Here is a 15,979-nt window from a genome sequence, read left to right as displayed (position 1 = left end):
TCGCCGCCTTTCGACGAAAGAACGGGGGTGAAACCGATCCGCATCCGTACGGTCCGGCCGGCGGCGGTCTTGACCTTGGTCTTGCCGGCGCTGCGCAGGCGCGGGCTGACGAACTCGTCGATGCCGAAGTTGATCAAGGAGAGGGCGGTGCCGAGGAAGGCGATCGCGAGACCGGCCGGCACGAACCACCACCAGGCGTTCTGCGCGAGCGCCTGCTGGCCCTGGGCCCAGAACAGGATCGTGCCCCAGTTCCAGCCGTTGTTCGAGACGATCCCGATGAAGGCCAGGGTGATCTCGGAGAGCACGGCGAAGATGACCGTGCCGACGAAGCCGGAGGCGATCACCGCGGTGAGGTTGGGCAGCAGCTCGAAGCCGATGATGCGCCACGTCTTCTCGCCGGTGGCCCTCGACGCCTCCACGTAGTCGCGCCGGCGCAGCGACAGGGTCTGCGCGCGCAGCACCCGGGCGTTCCACGACCACGAGGTGAGACCGATGACCAGCGCGATCAGGGTGTCGCTGGCGTTGTTCAGGATCGACGTGATGATGATCATCAGGGGGACGGCCGGGATCACCAGGATCACGTTGGCGAACGCGGACAGCACGTCGTCGGTCTTGCCGCCGAGGTAGCCGGCGGTCACCCCGATCAGCACCGACAGCACGGTCGCGATCGTGCCGGCCAGCAGGCCGACGTACATCACGCTGCGGGTGCCGACCAGGATCTGGCTGAACACGTCCTGGCCCAGGTGGGTGGTGCCGAGCCAGTGGTCGGCCGAGGGCGGCTGTACGAGGTCGTTGCCGCGGGCGCCGGGGTCGTACGGCGCCACCCACGGCCCGATGATCGCGAACAGGATGTAGAGCCCGAGGATGGTGAGGCCGGCGGCCGCCTTCTTGTTGCGGATGAAGGTGAACCGCTGCCGCTTGCGCTTGCTCGGGTGCGCTTCTTCGGGCTGGGCCATCGAGCCCTGCCCGGGGATCACCTGCTCGATGCTCGAGGTGGGAATCGTCATCGCTCAGCCCTCCTTGCGGGTGCGCGGGTCGAGGAGCAGGTACGCCACGTCGGCCAGCAGGTTCGCGACCAGCACCGAGATGGTGATGACGAGGAAGATGCCCTGCATGAGCGGGTAGTCCTTGGCCCCCAGGGCCTGCAGGAGCGTGAAACCCAGGCCGGGGTACGAGAACACGATCTCCACCAGCAGCGTGCCGCCGACGATGAAGCCGAGCGACAGCGCGAACCCGGAGACGTTGGGCAGCAACGCGTTGCGGGCCGCGTAGCTGACCGCGACCCGCCGCTCGGACAGGCCCTTGGCGTGCGCGACGGTGATGTAGTCCTCCGACGCCACCGTCACCATCATGTTGCGCATGCTCAGGATCCAGCCGCTGACCGACGAGATCAGGATGGTCAGCGCCGGCAGCAGGCTGTGCTGGATGGCGCTGGGGATGAAGTACTGGTCCCAGGCCGGCACGAGCCCCGAGTCGAAACCGCCGGACGACGGGAAGAAGCTGTCCGGCCCGGCCAGCAGGTAGATCGCGATGATGCCGAGCCAGAAGTACGGCACCGACGAGAAGAAGGTGGTGACCGGCAGCAGGCCGTCGGCCCACGAGCCGCGCCGCCAGCCGGCCAGCACGCCCAGCCCGGTGCCGAGCAGGAAGCTGATGATGGTGGTGACGCCGACCAGCATCACCGTCCACGGCAGGGCCTGCGAGATGACCTGCGAGACCGGGGCCGGGAAGAACGTGAATGACAGACCCAGGTCACCGGAGAAGATCTGCTTCCAGTAGTCCAGGTACTGCTGCCACAGGCTTTCCTGCTTGTCGAGGCCGAAGAGCACGTACAGCGATTGGATCGCGTCGCTGCTGAGCTGGCCGCGGTATTTCGCGATGAGCGACTGTACGGGGTCACCGGGCACCAGGCGCGGGATGAAGAAGTTCAGGGTGATCGCGGCCCAGGCCGTGAACAGATAGAACGCGATGCGCTGGAGGAAGTACCTCACTTGGCCGCCTCCTCGGCGGAGGAGTAGAGCCAGCAGGCGGCCCAGTGGCCGGGCGCGTCGCCGATCTGAAGGGGCACCGGCAGGTCGGTGGAGCAGCGCGGCATGGCGGCCGGGCAGCGCGGGTGGAAACGGCATCCCGAGGGCGGCCGGATCAGGCTGGGCGGCTCGCCGTTGCCCCGGTCCTCGTCGAGGGGGTCCACGTCGCCGATGAGCCGATCGGGATCGGGTGCGGAGTCGATCAGGAGCCGGGTGTACGGGTGAGCCGGTGTCTGCGTGACGGTCTCGCTGTCGCCACCCTCGACCATCCGCCCGGCGTACATCACCAGGGTCTGGTCGGCGAAGTAGCGGGCCGAGGCGATGTCGTGGGTGATGTAGAGGATGGCCAGGTTGAGGCGTTCTTTGAGGTCCCGCAACAGGTTCAGCACACCGAGACGGATCGAGACGTCCAACATGGACACCGGCTCGTCGGCCAGCAGGGCCTCGGGGCGGGCGCCGAGCGCGCGGGCGATCGCCACCCGCTGGCGCTGGCCGCCGGAGAGCTCGTGCGGGAACTTGTCCAGGTAGCGCTCGGGCGGCGTGAGGCTGACCCTGGTCAGCAGGTCGTGCAGGGCGGCCTCGAGGTTCTCGGCGTTTCCGTGGATCTTCAGCGCCCGGGTCAGGTGATAGCGGATGGTGTGCACCGGGTTCAGCGACGCGAACGGATCCTGGAAGATCATCTGGACGCGGGCCGCGTACTCGCGGAAGGGCCGGCCGCCCTTGACCCGGGTGCTCACGCCGTGGAGCCGGATGTCGCCGTCCGTACGGGGATAAAGCTGGGCCAGCAGGCGGGCCACAGTGGACTTGCCGGAGCCGGACTCGCCGACGAGGGCGACCACCTCGCCCCGGCGCAGCGTGAGGTTCACATCGTCGACGGCGTGAACCGCGTCGTGCTCGCGGAAGATCTGTCTGAGTTGCCGGCGGACCGGGAAGTGCTTGGTCAGGCCTACCGCCTCGAGCACCACCTCGCCGGAAGGAGCCTCGGCTTCCTTTGTCGACGTCATGCGCTTGTTCCTTCGTTGAGGTGCCGCTCCCCGCGGACGGTGCGGGGAGCGGCAAGTCGGGCGTCAGGCGCCGGCGGGCTTGAGCTTCAGGACGATCTGCAGGGCGTACGGCTGGGTCGGCTGCGCGCCCGAGTACGGGTCGGCGTCGGTCGGCCAGCCGGTCCAGTTCTTGTCGCTGTAGGCCGCGCCCACGTTGTCGGCGCCGACCGGCAGCATCGGGGCCTGCTCGACGAAGATCTTCTGGATGATGTTCATCTGCTTGGTGCGCTCGACGTCGCTGGTCGCGTTGGCGTACGCCTTGAGCGCGGCCGTCGCCTCCGGGCTGTTGAAGCGGCCGAAGTTGCCCTGCTGGGCGGCGGTGCCGATCGGCTTGGTGAGGGCGCCGTCCATGACCGTCTGGTAGATGTCGTACGGCGTGGCGCCACCGTTGGTCCAGCGCATCGAGGCCTCGAAGGCGCCCTTCTGCACGTTGGCGTCCCACACGTCCTGGTTCGGCTTCTCGACGGTGGCCTCGATGCCGATCTCGGCGAAGTTGCTCTTGATGATCTCCAGCGTGGTCTGGTAGTCCGACCACGGCGCCGGGTCGCTGAGCTTGATCTTCACGGGCTTGCCGCTCGGGTCGCTCAGCGTCTTGCCGTTGAGCTTGTAACCGGCGCCCTGCAGAAGCTTCTTGGCGCCCTCGACGTCGACCGAGAACTCCTTGCCCTTGTACTCCGGGGCGATGTACGCGTCACCGGCGCCCGGCGGCAGGCCGGTCACGCTCTTGATCTCCGGGTGGAAGTAGCCGGCCTCGGCCTGGTTGAAGATGTCCGCCCGGTTGATGACCATGTTCATGGCCTGGCGCAGCTTCGGGTCGTCGAACGGCTTCACCGTGGTGTTGATGTACAGGCCGTGGATGCCGAGCACGCCCGGGGCCCACAGCTTGTGGTGCGCCGGGTCCTTGGCCACGAAGGTCTGCTGCGCGTTCGGGATGAAGACGAAGCTCCACTCCGACTCGCCGTTGGCCAGCGCGGTCGACTGGGCGCTGTTGTCGGCGTACGAGACGTACCGCAGCTCCTTGACCTTGGGCAGGTCCTGCCAGTAACCGGAGTCGCGGACGCTGAGCGTGACGCCGGCCTGGGTGAAGGACTTGAGCGTGTACGGGCCGGAGCCGATCGGGTTCTTGTTGACGTCCGTGGCGGGGTCGGCGATCTTCTCCCAGACGTGCTTGGGGACGATCGGCGTGTTGGCCAGGATCTTGTTCTGGTTGACGAACTGCGACGACTTGAAGGTCAGCTTGACGACGTTGCCGTTCGCGGTGATCTGGTCGTACGGGACGGCGTACTGGTTGAGCGCGTCGTTGCCCTTGATCAGCGTGTACGTGTAGACGACGTCGTCGGCGGTCAGCTTCTGCCCGTCCGACCAGGTGGCGCCGTCGCGGACGGTGATGTCGACCGACTTGTAGTCGTCGGCCCACTTGACCGCGCTGGCCAGCCACGGGGTGGCGGGGTCGGCCGGCTTGACCGGGTTCCACTGGGTCAGCGGCTCGTAGATCATCCACTTGTAGCCCAGCGCGTTGGCCGAGGAGGTGCCGGCGAACGGGTTGTGGTTCTCGGTCTGCGTGCCGTTCGGCATGCCGATCTTGAGGAAGTCGACCGACGACTTGTTCGCGTTGTTGGCGTTGTTCGCGTTCGGCGAGTCGCCGCACGCGGCCAGGCCGCCGGTGGCGACGACGCTCGCCAGAGCGACCGCGAACAGTTTCCTTCTCTGCATCGCTGTATCTCCTCTTATCTGCTGAAAAAAGGGCGTAAGTCATCGCGACGCGTGCCGGAGGCAGGCGTCGATGGGCGCGTTTGTACGGCCGGCCAGCCGGCCGGCGATTTGTGCGGTGACGCTTTAGAGGGTGGTGGAGGAGCGGGGGGTGAAGGTGGTGGGAATGACGGTGGGGCGGTTGGGCAGGGGTGTGCCCTCGAAGTGACCGAGCAGCGCGCGGGCCGCCGCCTCGCCCATCTCGCGCAGCGGCTGGTGCACCGTGCTCAGCGGCGGCTGGGTGTGCGCCGCGGTCGGTATGTCGTCGAAGCCGACCACGGCGACGTCCTGCGGCACCCGCTTGCCGTTCTCGAGCAGCTCCCGCATGGCGCCGATGGCGGCCAGGTCGTTGTGCGCGAAGACGGCGTCGAAGTCCACACCGGACTCCAGCGCGGCCCGGACGCCGGCGGCGCCGGCGGCGGTCGTGAAATCGCCGGGATGCACCCGGTCGGTGGTGATGGGGTGGCCGGCCTCGGCGAAGACGTTGGCGAAGCCGGTGAGCCGCTGCTGGGTGCAGCCGAAGCGGTCCGGTCCGGTGACCATCAGCGGCCGGGTACGGCCGATCTCGAGCAGGTGGCGCGCGGCCGAGCCGGCGCCGTCGTGGTTGGTCGTGCCGATGCTGGGGATCTGGCCGGAGGCTTGGTGGCGGTCGTCGATGAGCACCACCGGCAGTCCCCGGGCGTGCAGCGTGGCGATGTAGTCGAGAGTCCCCTCGGGCTCGATGACCAGCAGGCCGTCGAACGACTTGGCGGACACCTGCGCGCCGAACTGGCGCATCGACTCCTCGCCGCGGTTGCAGGTGAACAGCAGCAGGCCGTACCGCTCGGTCTCGAGCACGTCGACCGCGCCCTGGATGACCTCGCCGATCCACGGCCAGGTGAGCGACGGCACGAGCATGCCGACCACCCGGGTGCGGCCGCGGGCCAGGCCGACAGCGCGGGCGCTGGGCACGTAGCCGAGCTCCTCGATCACCGCGCGGACCCGCGCGGCGGTCGACTCGTCCAGCTCGCCCTTGCCGTTGAGCACCCGGGACACGGTCGTCTTGCTGACCTTGGCCCGAGCCGCGACGTCGGCGATGGTGATCGGCACTTGTCCTCCGTTAGTTCTCGCCGCTGAGGTCACCGGTTCTTTACTCAGAGGTTTCGGAACCGGTTTCGGAAGCGGTTCCGGCAGTTAACGCCAGTGAGGCCGGTCACGTCAACGGGCGTCAATCAATATTTAGGTTTCAGTGCGATTACGGCCGTCGATGGGAGCGCTCCATCGACGGTCATCAGGACGAAACGGTCTCAACCGTCGATGCCAGATGGGGCAGCACGATGCCCAATGGGGCATCGACCACGACCCCCGCGTACGGCTCGCCGCGCGTCACGCCGCGATTGACGATCGCCACCCGGATGCCGTCCTTGACCGCCCGCAGCACGAACCGGCGCCCCGACATCACGGTCAGGGAGGAGCCCAGCACCAGCAGGGTCCGCGCCTCGGCGACCAGGCCGAAACTGCGCGAGACCCGCTCCGGCGGCACCGTCTCCCCGAAGTAGACGACGTCCGGCTTCAGCATCCCGCCGCAGGACGTGCAGTCGACCACCACGAACCCGTCCAGCTCGGTGTCGTCGAGCTCCACGTCGCCGTCCGCGTTCACCGCCGTGGCCACGCCGGCGAACCGCGGGTTGGCCTCCTCGAGCCGGGCCGCCAGCACCCCACGCGGGGTCAGCTCGCCGCAGTCCAGGCAGACGATGCGGGCCAGGTTGCCGTGCAGCTCGACCACGTCGCGGGCGCCCGCCGCCTGGTGCAGCCCGTCCACGTTCTGCGTGATGACACCCTGGACCGCGCCCGCCTCCTGAAGGCGCGCGACCGCCCGGTGGCCGTCGTTCGGCCGGGCGTCGCCGATCGTGCGCCAGCCCAGGTGGCTGCGCGCCCAGTAGCGGCGCCGGGCGATCGGGTCGCGAGTGAACGTCTGATAGGTCATCGGCGTCGAGCGCCGGGCCGAGCCCGACGGGCCCCGGTAATCCGGGATGCCGGAGTCGGTGGAGAGCCCGGCCCCGCTGAGCACCACCACGCCGCCCTCGGAGATCCAGCCCTCGAGCTCGGCCACCTGCCGCACCACCTGTAGGTCCACGAGTCAATAGTCCCTCTTTCGGTGAACAGAGTGTCGGCGGCGTAACTCCTGCGAGGCCGTGCGCGTTTCCGCCCGATTCGGTACGTTGGTCGCGTGGCAGCAGTGACGCGAGTGCTTCCCCGTCAGTGGGACGGGCGCCGCTTCCTGCGCTTCCTCGCCGGGCTGGCGATGCTGGCGCTCGCCTTCACCGTGCCCGCGACCCCGGCGGCCGCGCCGGCTGCGCCTGTCGCGCTTGTTTCGTCCGTACGGGCGGAAGCCGCGAGCGAGACGCGGACGGCGGCCCTCGTCGCCGAGCCCGAGCCGGCGCCTCCCGTGACCGTGCCGGTGCTGATCGCGGCGACCGTGATCGTCCTGCTCGCCGGCGTCGCCCTCCGGGTCCGCCCGGTCCGTGGTCCACCGGCTTTCTGAGCCCTCTGCCGCGCCTGTCGTACGTCACCTTTCCGATATCCGCCCACGAACCGATCGTGAGGTTGCGATGGAAACCGCCCTGGAAAGCTTCTTCGTCTCCCTGCCCCTGGCCGTCGCGCTCTGGCTGCTGCTGTTGCTGGGCATCGCGATCGCCGTCGCCGCCATGGCGATTCCCCGGCACGCGCCGGCACCCTCGCCGGCCGAGGCCGAGGCCGAGCGTTACGCCGACGAGGTCACCGTCGCGGCCGGCCGGGCCGCCGCGGCCGCCGCCCGCAGCCGGGCCGAGTGGGAGGCCGCACAGAGCGAACTGGACGCGGCCTGGGCCGCCTTCGACGCGGCCGACCAGGCCGCCCGGCGTACCACCCGGGCCGGCGCCTACCCGCTGATGAGCCGCCGCCGCAAGCCCGGCGAGAACCAGGTACGCCAGCGCTACCTGCACCACGCGGCCACCGTCGCCTGCCGCAACCGCGAGCTCTCCATCGCCCAGCTCAACGACATCCTGGCCCACCGCGGCTGGAACCCCCGCCTGCACCCGGTGGTCCAGGAAGCCGCCCTGCGCAACGCGATCCGCCACCACCGCCTGGCCGAGTACCAGGCCCTCCAGGAGCGCGAGCGCGCGCTGTGGGAGACCGCCGAGAAGGACGCCGACGCCCTGCGCGTCCTGCGGGCCGAGGCGGCCACCGCCATCGCCCGCGCCGGCCTGCGCCCCCGCCCGGCCGACGAGCAGTGGTTCGCCGACCAGTGGTCCACCGGCGAGATTCCGGCCACCGCTTAGTAATCCGCTGTGGTCTGCGTACGGACCAGGGTGGGCGGGTACCGTAGCCGGGCAGGCCGATTGACAGGGCAGGAGGACCGGCGTGGCGACAACCCCGGCAGCGCAACCGCCGGTGATCCGGATGCACCGGGCCGCCCGGGTGGAGGACGCGCTTCACGAGATCGTCGAGCGCCGGCTGCGCAACCGCGGCTGGCAGCCGGTGATCACCGCCTACACGGGATACGGTGCTCCCGGCTGGGCCCGCGTGATGGCCCGGGTCGTGCTCACCCGCGGCCCGCAGAAAAGCAAGAGGCTGGAGAAGGTACGCGGCTGGCGCAGCTTCACGACCTCACCGGTGAACGGCGCCATCGTCAAGATCCAGGTCGGGGACAGCATCACCGAGACCCGCACCGACCGCAGCGGTTACGTCGACTGCCGGGTCAAGGGTGACCTCGAGCCCGGCTGGGGCAAGGTGCGGCTGTTCACCGAGGGCGCGGCGCCGGCCGAGGCCCCGATCCGGGTGGTCGACCCGGACTGCCGCTTCGGGCTCATCTCCGACATCGACGACACGGTCATGGTCACCGCCCTGCCCCGTCCGCTGCTCGCCGCCTGGAACACGTTCGTCCTCGACGAGCACGCGCGCATGGCCGTGCCCGGCATGGCCGTGCTCTACGAGCGCCTGATCACGGCGAACGCGGGCGCGCCGGTCTTCTACCTCTCGACCGGCGCGTGGAACGTGGCGCCCACCCTGTCGCGCTTCCTGTCCCGCCACCTCTACCCGGCGGGCCCGCTGCTGCTGACCGACTGGGGCCCGACCCCCGACCGCTGGTTCCGCAGCGGCCAGGACCACAAGCGCACCACTCTGCAACGGCTCTCGCAGGAGTTCCCCAAGATCAAGTGGCTGCTCATCGGCGACGACGGCCAGCACGATCAGGAGATCTACTCCGAGTTCGCGCACGCCCACCCGGACAACGTGGCCGCCGTCGCCATCCGCCGGCTGTCACCCACGCAGTCGGTGCTGGCCGGCGCGGTGCCCGGACCGTCCGGTGATCCCGAGGCGGTCGGCTCCGGCGGCAAGACCTGGTTCTCGGCGCCCGACGGCGCCGGCCTCTGGTCGCTACTCCGGGACACCGATGTCGTCTGAGGCGGCGGCTTCGGCCACCCTCTGGTGCAGTCGTTCCCGGATCTCCTCGGGCGTGTACTGCCTCCGGCGGCGCTCCGCCCGCGCGACAACGGCGCCCGTCGCGGCGACTCCCGCCAGACCGGCCAATCCCACTACCTTCCACCAACGCATCACCCGAGGATAGACACCGTGGATGCCGCCATCAGCCTCGACGAGGCCATCGACCTGACGCGCACAGGGGACATCTGGATCTTCCGGGGACGATCCGGTCCCGACCGGGCGATCCAGACGCTGACCAACAGCCCGGTCAACCACGTCGGCATGTCGATCGTCATCGAGGACATGCCACCCCTGATGTGGCACGCCGAGCTGGGCAGGTCGCTGCCCGACCTGTGGTCCGGCACGTTCCAGCGCGGCGTCCAGCTGCACGACCTGCGCGACGCGGTCACGGTGTGGGCCCAGCGCTACGGCCAGCGCGGCTGGCTGCGCCAACTGGAACCCGGCGTCACGCCGGCCATGGAGGACAAGGCCCTGAAGACGGTGGCCCGCCTCGACGGCACCCCGTTCCCGTCCTCGGCCCAGCTCGCCTGGCGCTGGGTACGCGGCCGGGTCCCCCAGGTCCGCCCCCGCTGGCGCCTGCGCGGCGGCCACGGCCCGGCCGACGACGCCGCCCTCGAGACCGCCTACTGCGCCGAGGTGGTCGCGGTGACGTACGAGGACATGGGTCTGCTCCCCAAGGGCCGCCAGCCCAACTGGTACGACCCGGGCCGCTTCTGGAGCGGCGACGAACTGGAGATGTGCGCCGGCTTCAACCTCTCCGACGAGATCCAGGTGTCGGTGCCCTCCTCCTCATCCTCCTCCTAGACGGCGGTTCCGGGCGGCGACTTGAGGTGCTCGGCGGCCTCGCTCAGGTAGCCGCCCCGGTGCTCCCGCCGGGCGATCGCGGCCAGCCGGATCAGATCGAGCGCGAACGCCGCGACAACCTCGAGGTCGCCGACCCCCAGCCCACCGATGTCGGCCCGGCGAATGCCGACCAGGCTGCCGGTGTTCCGATAGAAGTTGATGCCTTGAACCAGCGCCGAAGTGTTGTTCCCGACCCCACGATGGCGAGCTTCACTTTGTCGATCACGCCAGAGGCGTAGAGACACCGCACACCCTCACGATCCCCCAGCCGCCGCGGGGCGCTGGCGCTCTTGGTGTCGCGCCTGGACCTTTGATGGCGGGCCTCCACAGGCGACGTCGCCCTTGTTCCCTCCTGACAGCCTTCGACCCCATCCACCACCAGCCGAGCCATCTTCGTGAGGGGCCGCCTTCGCGCGAGGCCGCCTTTGCGTGACGCTGCCTTCCCGCGGGGCTGCCTTTCCGCGGGGCTGCCTTCCCGCGAGGCCGCCTTCGTGTGGGGCCACTTTTGCGTGGGGCCACTTTTGCGTGGGGCCACTATTGGCGAGGCCATTTTCGCGTGGAGCCACCCCCGCGCAGGGTCGGTCCGCCTGGTTGTGACTTCGCCGGCCGCATTTCGAAGGGCTGGCGGTCGGCAGCGGTGCCGATGGCGGTCGGGACCGGATCCGAGGTGGGGAAGCGGCCTGACCGGGACTGAGTCGTGGCTGGGACTGACTGGGTCGTGGCTGGGGACTGTAACTGGGAACGGAGCGGGCGCCGGGACCCGGGCCTGGGACTGGGGTTCGGGGCTGGGGTGAGGGTCGGGTCAGGCCTGCGACTGGGACCGGGACCGGGAGCGGAATGAGGAACGGCCAGTCTTTCCGGGGGTCGACATCGCGGCTGTCGCGGGGGAGGGTGGACGGCGTGGGCGCCGCGCTGGTCGGCCGGGTGGCTGAGGTGGTCGCGCTCGACCGGCTGCGGGCCGGTGCCGAGCGGGGCGAAGGCGCCGTGGTCCTGGTGACCGGTGAGGCCGGGGCGGGCAAGACGGCGCTGGTCGAGGAGGCCGCCGCGCGGGCTTCGGCCGCGGGGATGGCGGTATTGGCCGGCCGGGCCGATCCGGACGAGGGCGCGCCCGCCTTCTGGCCGTGGACGCGGCTGCTCTCATCGGCCGAGGCGATGCAGCTATCGCCGGCCGATGTGAGAGGGCTGTCGCCGGAGCTGTTGGTGCTGTCGGGGGAAGGGGAATCTGTTGCGGCGGCGCGGTTTCGGGCTGTTCAGCGGACCGTTGTGGCGCTTCGGGAAGCGGCTGAGGTGCGGCCGGCGCTCTTGGTGATCGAGGATCTGCACTGGGCCGACGAAGGGTCGCTGGCGCTCATTCGGGCGCTGGGGCGTGAGATCGGGCGGACGCGTCTGCTGCTGATCGGCACCAGCCGGACGGACGTCGATCTGGACGGGGCCGAAGTGTTCGCCCTTCGACCGTGGGATGTCGGCTCGGTCGGCGCCTACCTTGACGGGCTGGGGCACCGTGCGCACGGCACCTGGGCGGCCGAGATTCATCGGCTCGGTGGGGGGAATCCGCTCTACACCAGGGAACTGGCCCGGCTTCTGGTTCGCGAAGGGCGCCTCGGCCGGCCCGTGGGCGACCTTGAACTGCCGGCGGGTCTGCGGCGGCTCGTGGCGCGGCGGACCGCGCCTCTGAGCGCCGCCTGCCGGGGGATGCTCGGTGTGGCCGCCGCGTACGGGTCCGAGCTTGACGTGGTGGTGCTCGACCGGGCCGTCGAAGGGGGCGGTGGCGAAGTTCTGGCCGAAGCGGTCGCGGCGGGCGTGCTGGTCGACGATCCCTGGGCGCCGTCGCGGGTGCGGTTCGTGCATGAGCTCGTACGGGAGGCGCTCTATGAAGAGCTCGGCCGCGATGAGCGGATCCGGGCGCACGAAGCGATCGCCGGCGCCCTCGACGGCACCAAAGCCGAGATCGCCCGGCATCGGGTGCGGGCGGCGGTCGACGCCGCGTCGCGGGAACGGGCGGTGGCGGCCTGTGTGGCGGCGGCCCGGGAAGCCGTGCGGGGGCTCGACTATCGGGAGGCCGTGCACTGGTTCGGGCGGGCGCTCGAGAACAATCCGGGTGACGCCGCGCTGCGGTTGCAGCGGGCCGAGGCGGCGTACCGGGAAGGCAGTCTCGAAGTCGCCCTCGCCGACTGTGCGGCGATTGTGGACGAGGTGGGTGCGCCGGCGGCGCTGGTGATCCGGGGCGTGGCCGGTCCGCTTGCGCCGGCCCTGATGCGGCTGTGTGAGCGGGCGCTCGAGCGGGATCCGGCCGGGCCGCGACGGGCCGAATTGCTCGCCCAGTACGCGTTTCTGCTGGCCGACGAGCGGGATCCGGCGGCGGCGCGGCGGATCAGTGCGGAGGCGATGCGGCTGGCCGAGGACTCGGGGCGGGCGGACGCCCTGGTGGCGGCCGTCCACGCGCGGCATCAGGTGCTCGATCCGGCGGCCGACGGCGACGAGGTGATCGAGCTGGCCGAGCGCAGCTGCGCGCTGGCCGGGCCCAGCGGGCGGCCGGACGCCGAGTTGTGGGGGCGGGTCTGGCTGCTCGACGCGCGGCTGATCCGGGGCGAGCTGACCGAGTTCGACGCGGAGACGGCCCGGCTGGCGGGGCTGGCCGACCGTCTCGGGTGGCCGGTGGCCCGCTGGCATCTGCTGCGGGCGCGGGCGGCCCGGGCGCTGATCGGCGGCCGCCTCGCCGAGGCTCGTGAGCTGGCCGAGCAGGCCCGGGAAGCGGGGGAACGGGACAGTACGGCGTACCACCTCTACCTGGCTTTCCGATGTGGACTTTCGGAGCACACCGAGGACTGGTCGTGGGCGGATCCGGCGGCCTTCGCCCACGACGACATGCCGATCGCGGTGGCCCAGGTGGGCATCATGGCGCGGGGGACGGGGGACCGGGACGTCGCTACCGAGTGCACGCGCCGGCTCCGGGTCGCCCTCGACCGGCTCCCGGCCGACCCGCGCCGGCCCTTCGTGGTGGTGATGACCGGTGAGCTCGCGGCGTGGACGGGCGATCGGGAACTGGTCCGGGACTGCTATGAGCGGGCATTGCCGTACGCGGGCCGGTATCTGAACTCGATGTCGAGTTGTCAGGGCGCCGTCGACCGGTCGCTCGGGATCATGGCGGGGGCGCTCGGCGCGGCCGGCGAGGCGGAGAAGCACCTGGCGGCGGCGGTCGCGATGGAGGAGAGGATCGGCGCGCCGTCGTTCGCGGCGCTCGCGCGTCTCGCGTACGCCAAGCAGGTGCGGGAGAGCGACCCGCGCCTCAGCCGGAGACTGGCGGCGGAGGCGCCGCAGCTGAAGGGCGCGGCGGAGCTGGCCCGCGACGATCTGACGCCCCGGGAGCGGGAGATCGCGGGGCTGGTCGCGGAGGGACTGTCCAACCGGGCCGTCGCCGAGCGGCTGTTCCTGTCCGAGCGGACGGTCGAGACGCACGTACGCAACGTCCTGGGCAAGCTCGGGCTGACCCGGCGCACCGACCTACGTGCCGCATCTCAGTACCGGCACTGAGGTCCCACGGCGCGCGGGGGGCGAGGCTCGGGGGCATGACAACCGACGTACACACCGAACTCGTCCCTGGCACCTACACCATCGACCCGGCACGCTCGGCGTGCCGGCTGACCGCGACGCATGTCTTCGGCCTCAAGCCGGTCGCGGCGACCATGGCCTTGCGCGGCGGCACCGTCACGGTCGCCACCGATCCGGCCGCGTCCACCGCCTCGGCGATGCTGGAGGCGAAAACCTTCACGTCCGATGATGTACGCCGTAACGCCGACATCACGGGCAAGCGGTTCCTGGACGCCGAGCGCCATCCGGTGATCGGCTTCCGCAGCACCCGCGTCCACCGCGACGCCTCGGGCTGGCTGCTGACGGGGGTCCTGCGGGTCCGCGGCCACGACAGCCAGGTGACGCTGACCGTGGAGACGGCCGAGCCGTCCGCCGGCGGATGCCACTTCATCGCCACCGGTGTCGTCGACCGCGTCGCGGCCGGCGTGAAAACCGGCCGGGCGATCATCGCCCGGCCGGTTCGGATCACTCTTGACCTGTACGCCGCCGCCTCAGCGGCTTGAGCGGCGGCCGTCAACCGGGTGCCGGTGCCGTCAAGCCCGCGCGGGTGGCCGTCAACCGGGTGCCGGTGGCGTCAACGGGCGCCGGTGCCTCAGCGGCTTGAGCGGCGGCCGCCGACGCGGGTGCCGGCACTGAACGCGGCGGCGCCGCCCGACGAGGCGGAGCGGCCCTGTGCGGACGAGCCGGCGCCACGGGACTGGCTGGTGTGCACCGGTGTCGAGCCGGTGCCACCGCGACGGCCGCGGCCGCCGCCGGTGCCCTGCGGCTGACGGCCGCCCGCGCCCTGCTCGGTGCGGGGACGCTGGGCGCGCCCCTCACCGTGGCGGGTCGTGCTCGCCGTCTGCTCCGGGCGGGACTCGGCCGGACGTCCCGCGCCCCGTCCACGGCCCCGGCCACGGCGGCTGCGGCCGGCACCGGCCGGAGCGCCGGCGTCGGTGCCGGGCGCGGTCGCGGCGGGCGCCTCGACCGCCGCCTGGCGCGGGGCGACGAACACGCGCTCGCCCGGGGCCAGCTCGGCCAGCAGCGGGTCGCCGGGCCGGGTGCGGCTGGTCGTCGGGCGGACGCCGGCCTTGCGGGTCAGGTCGCGCACCTCCGACTGCTGGTCGTCGGTCATCAGGGTGATGACCGTGCCGCGGGCGCCGGCGCGGGCCGTACGGCCCGACCGGTGCAGGTACGCCTTGTGCTCGACCGGCGGGTCGGCGTGGATGACCAGGCCGACATCGTCGACGTGGATGCCACGGGCCGCGATGTCGGTCGCCACCAGGGTCTCCGCCGTACCGTCGGAGAACGCCGCCAGGTTGCGGTTGCGGGCGTTCTGGGCGAGGTTGCCGTGCAGCTCGACCGCCGGCACGCCGGCCTGGTTGAGCTGGCGGGTCAGCACCTTGGCCCGGCGCTTGGTGCGGGTGAACACGACCGTACGGCCGGGCGCCGCCAGCAGGTCCACCAGGACCGGGAAGCGGTCGTCACCCCGTACGTGAAGGACGTGGTGGTCCATCTGGACCGGGGTCTCGGTGGCCGAGTCGACCGAGTGCGTGACCGGCTTGTGCAGGAAGCGCTTGACCAGCACGTCCACGCCGTTGTCGAGGGTCGCCGAGAACAGCATCCGCTGGCCCTCGCGCGGCGTCTGGTCCATCAGGCGGCGGACCACCGGCAGGAAGCCCAGGTCGGCCATGTGGTCGGCCTCGTCGAGCACGGTGATCTCGATCGAGTCGAGCGACGCGTGCCCGTTGCGCAGGTGGTCGTCGAGGCGGCCGGGGCACGCCACGAGCACGTCGACGCCGGCCTTGAGGCCCTTGATCTGCGGGTTCGCGCCGACCCCGCCGAAGACGGTGAGGGTGCGCAGGCCGAGCTTGGCGGCCAGCGGGGCCATCGTCGCCTCGATCTGGGTGGCCAGCTCGCGGGTGGGCGCCAGGATCAGCGCGCGCGGGCGGCCCGGCTTGCGGGGCGACTTCGAGGCGGCCAGGCGGGCCAGGACGGGCAGGACGAACGCGTACGTCTTGCCGGAGCCGGTGCGGCCCCGGCCCAGCACGTCACGGCCGGCGAGCGAGTCGGGCAGCGTGGCGGCCTGGATCGGGAAGGGGGTGGTGATGCCGAGGTCGGCGAGGGCCGCGGTCAGCACGGCGGGCACGCCGAACTCGGTGAAGGTGGTCATGTAGCGGTTGCTCCAGATGGGTCGAGGGGTCGTCCTGCCCGGCGCAGACCTTGTTCTCAGTCGCGGCGCGTGGTGGCCGATCCGGCGGACGGTGCGGCTGTGCCGAAGCACCTGGT

The 15,979-nt window shown here is 71.1% G+C and carries 13 protein-coding genes and 1 pseudogene; 6 read left to right on the top strand and 8 right to left on the bottom strand.

The annotated features are described in order from the left end of the window. Window positions 1-14: 14 nt before the first annotated feature. From AB0C26_RS02015 to AB0C26_RS01990, 6 genes and pseudogenes are all read right to left on the bottom strand, one after another. Window positions 15-1,007: pseudogene (locus AB0C26_RS02015) on the bottom strand (ABC transporter permease); the annotation flags it as partial. Between the two features lie 3 nt (window positions 1,008-1,010). Then, window positions 1,011-1,991: an ABC transporter permease gene (locus tag AB0C26_RS02010; RefSeq protein WP_360240017.1), complete on the bottom strand. Its 981-nt coding sequence runs from the start codon at window positions 1,989-1,991 to the stop codon at window positions 1,011-1,013. Next, window positions 1,988-3,031, bottom strand: a complete 1,044-nt coding sequence (locus AB0C26_RS02005; RefSeq protein WP_360240014.1) for an ABC transporter ATP-binding protein — start codon at window positions 3,029-3,031, stop codon at window positions 1,988-1,990. The genes AB0C26_RS02010 and AB0C26_RS02005 overlap by 4 nt, the downstream gene beginning before the upstream one ends. Window positions 3,032-3,094: 63 nt before the next feature. Continuing rightward, window positions 3,095-4,783, bottom strand: a complete 1,689-nt coding sequence (locus AB0C26_RS02000; RefSeq protein ID WP_360240011.1) for an ABC transporter substrate-binding protein — start codon at window positions 4,781-4,783, stop codon at window positions 3,095-3,097. 123 nt (window positions 4,784-4,906) lie between these two features. Further along, entirely contained in the window at window positions 4,907-5,908 is a 1,002-nt protein-coding gene (locus AB0C26_RS01995) for a LacI family DNA-binding transcriptional regulator (RefSeq protein ID WP_360240008.1), read from the bottom strand. A gap of 181 nt (window positions 5,909-6,089) precedes the next feature. Next, window positions 6,090-6,935, bottom strand: coding sequence for an NAD-dependent protein deacetylase (locus AB0C26_RS01990; protein WP_360240005.1), 846 nt, complete (start codon window positions 6,933-6,935; stop codon window positions 6,090-6,092). Window positions 6,936-7,028: 93 nt separating this feature from the next. Here AB0C26_RS01990 and AB0C26_RS01985 point away from each other — a divergent pair, with 93 nt between their 5' ends. The 4 genes from AB0C26_RS01985 to AB0C26_RS01970 all read left to right on the top strand — a co-directional run bounded on the left by AB0C26_RS01985 (window position 7,029) and on the right by AB0C26_RS01970 (window position 10,084). Then, window positions 7,029-7,343: a hypothetical protein gene (locus tag AB0C26_RS01985; RefSeq protein WP_360240002.1), complete on the top strand. Its 315-nt coding sequence runs from the start codon at window positions 7,029-7,031 to the stop codon at window positions 7,341-7,343. Window positions 7,344-7,410: 67 nt separating this feature from the next. Next, window positions 7,411-8,118 carry a hypothetical protein gene (locus AB0C26_RS01980; protein WP_360239999.1) on the top strand — a complete coding sequence of 236 codons (708 nt, stop codon included), beginning with the start codon at window positions 7,411-7,413 and terminating at the stop codon, window positions 8,116-8,118. 121 nt (window positions 8,119-8,239) lie between these two features. Then, window positions 8,240-9,241 (top strand): phosphatase domain-containing protein, encoded by a 1,002-nt coding sequence (locus AB0C26_RS01975; RefSeq protein ID WP_360243460.1) that lies wholly within the window; start codon window positions 8,240-8,242, stop codon window positions 9,239-9,241. A 168-nt stretch (window positions 9,242-9,409) separates the two neighbouring features. After that, on the top strand, window positions 9,410-10,084 hold the full coding sequence (locus AB0C26_RS01970) for a hypothetical protein (protein WP_360239996.1): 675 nt from the start codon (window positions 9,410-9,412) through the stop codon (window positions 10,082-10,084). Here the strand turns inward: AB0C26_RS01970 and AB0C26_RS01965 are convergent. Further along, window positions 10,081-10,368, bottom strand: a complete 288-nt coding sequence (locus AB0C26_RS01965) for a hypothetical protein (RefSeq protein ID WP_360239993.1) — start codon at window positions 10,366-10,368, stop codon at window positions 10,081-10,083. The two genes, AB0C26_RS01970 and AB0C26_RS01965, sit on opposite strands and share 4 nt — an antisense overlap. A gap of 655 nt (window positions 10,369-11,023) precedes the next feature. Between AB0C26_RS01965 and AB0C26_RS01960 the strand changes: the two genes are divergently transcribed. Continuing rightward, window positions 11,024-13,654 carry an AAA family ATPase gene (locus AB0C26_RS01960; RefSeq protein WP_360239990.1) on the top strand — a complete coding sequence of 877 codons (2,631 nt, stop codon included), beginning with the start codon at window positions 11,024-11,026 and terminating at the stop codon, window positions 13,652-13,654. Window positions 13,655-13,689: 35 nt separating this feature from the next. Next, window positions 13,690-14,214, top strand: coding sequence for a YceI family protein (locus tag AB0C26_RS01955; protein ID WP_360239987.1), 525 nt, complete (start codon window positions 13,690-13,692; stop codon window positions 14,212-14,214). Window positions 14,215-14,303: 89 nt separating this feature from the next. On the opposite strand, the gene AB0C26_RS01950 is transcribed toward AB0C26_RS01955, so the two are convergent. Further along, window positions 14,304-15,863, bottom strand: coding sequence for a DEAD/DEAH box helicase (locus AB0C26_RS01950; RefSeq protein ID WP_360239984.1), 1,560 nt, complete (start codon window positions 15,861-15,863; stop codon window positions 14,304-14,306). Window positions 15,864-15,979: the final 116 nt, after the last annotated feature.

The organism is Actinoplanes sp. NPDC048796, from assembly GCF_040650035.1.
GTDB lineage: Bacteria > Actinomycetota > Actinomycetes > Mycobacteriales > Micromonosporaceae > Actinoplanes.
This window is presented reverse-complemented; position numbering and strand designations above follow the sequence as displayed.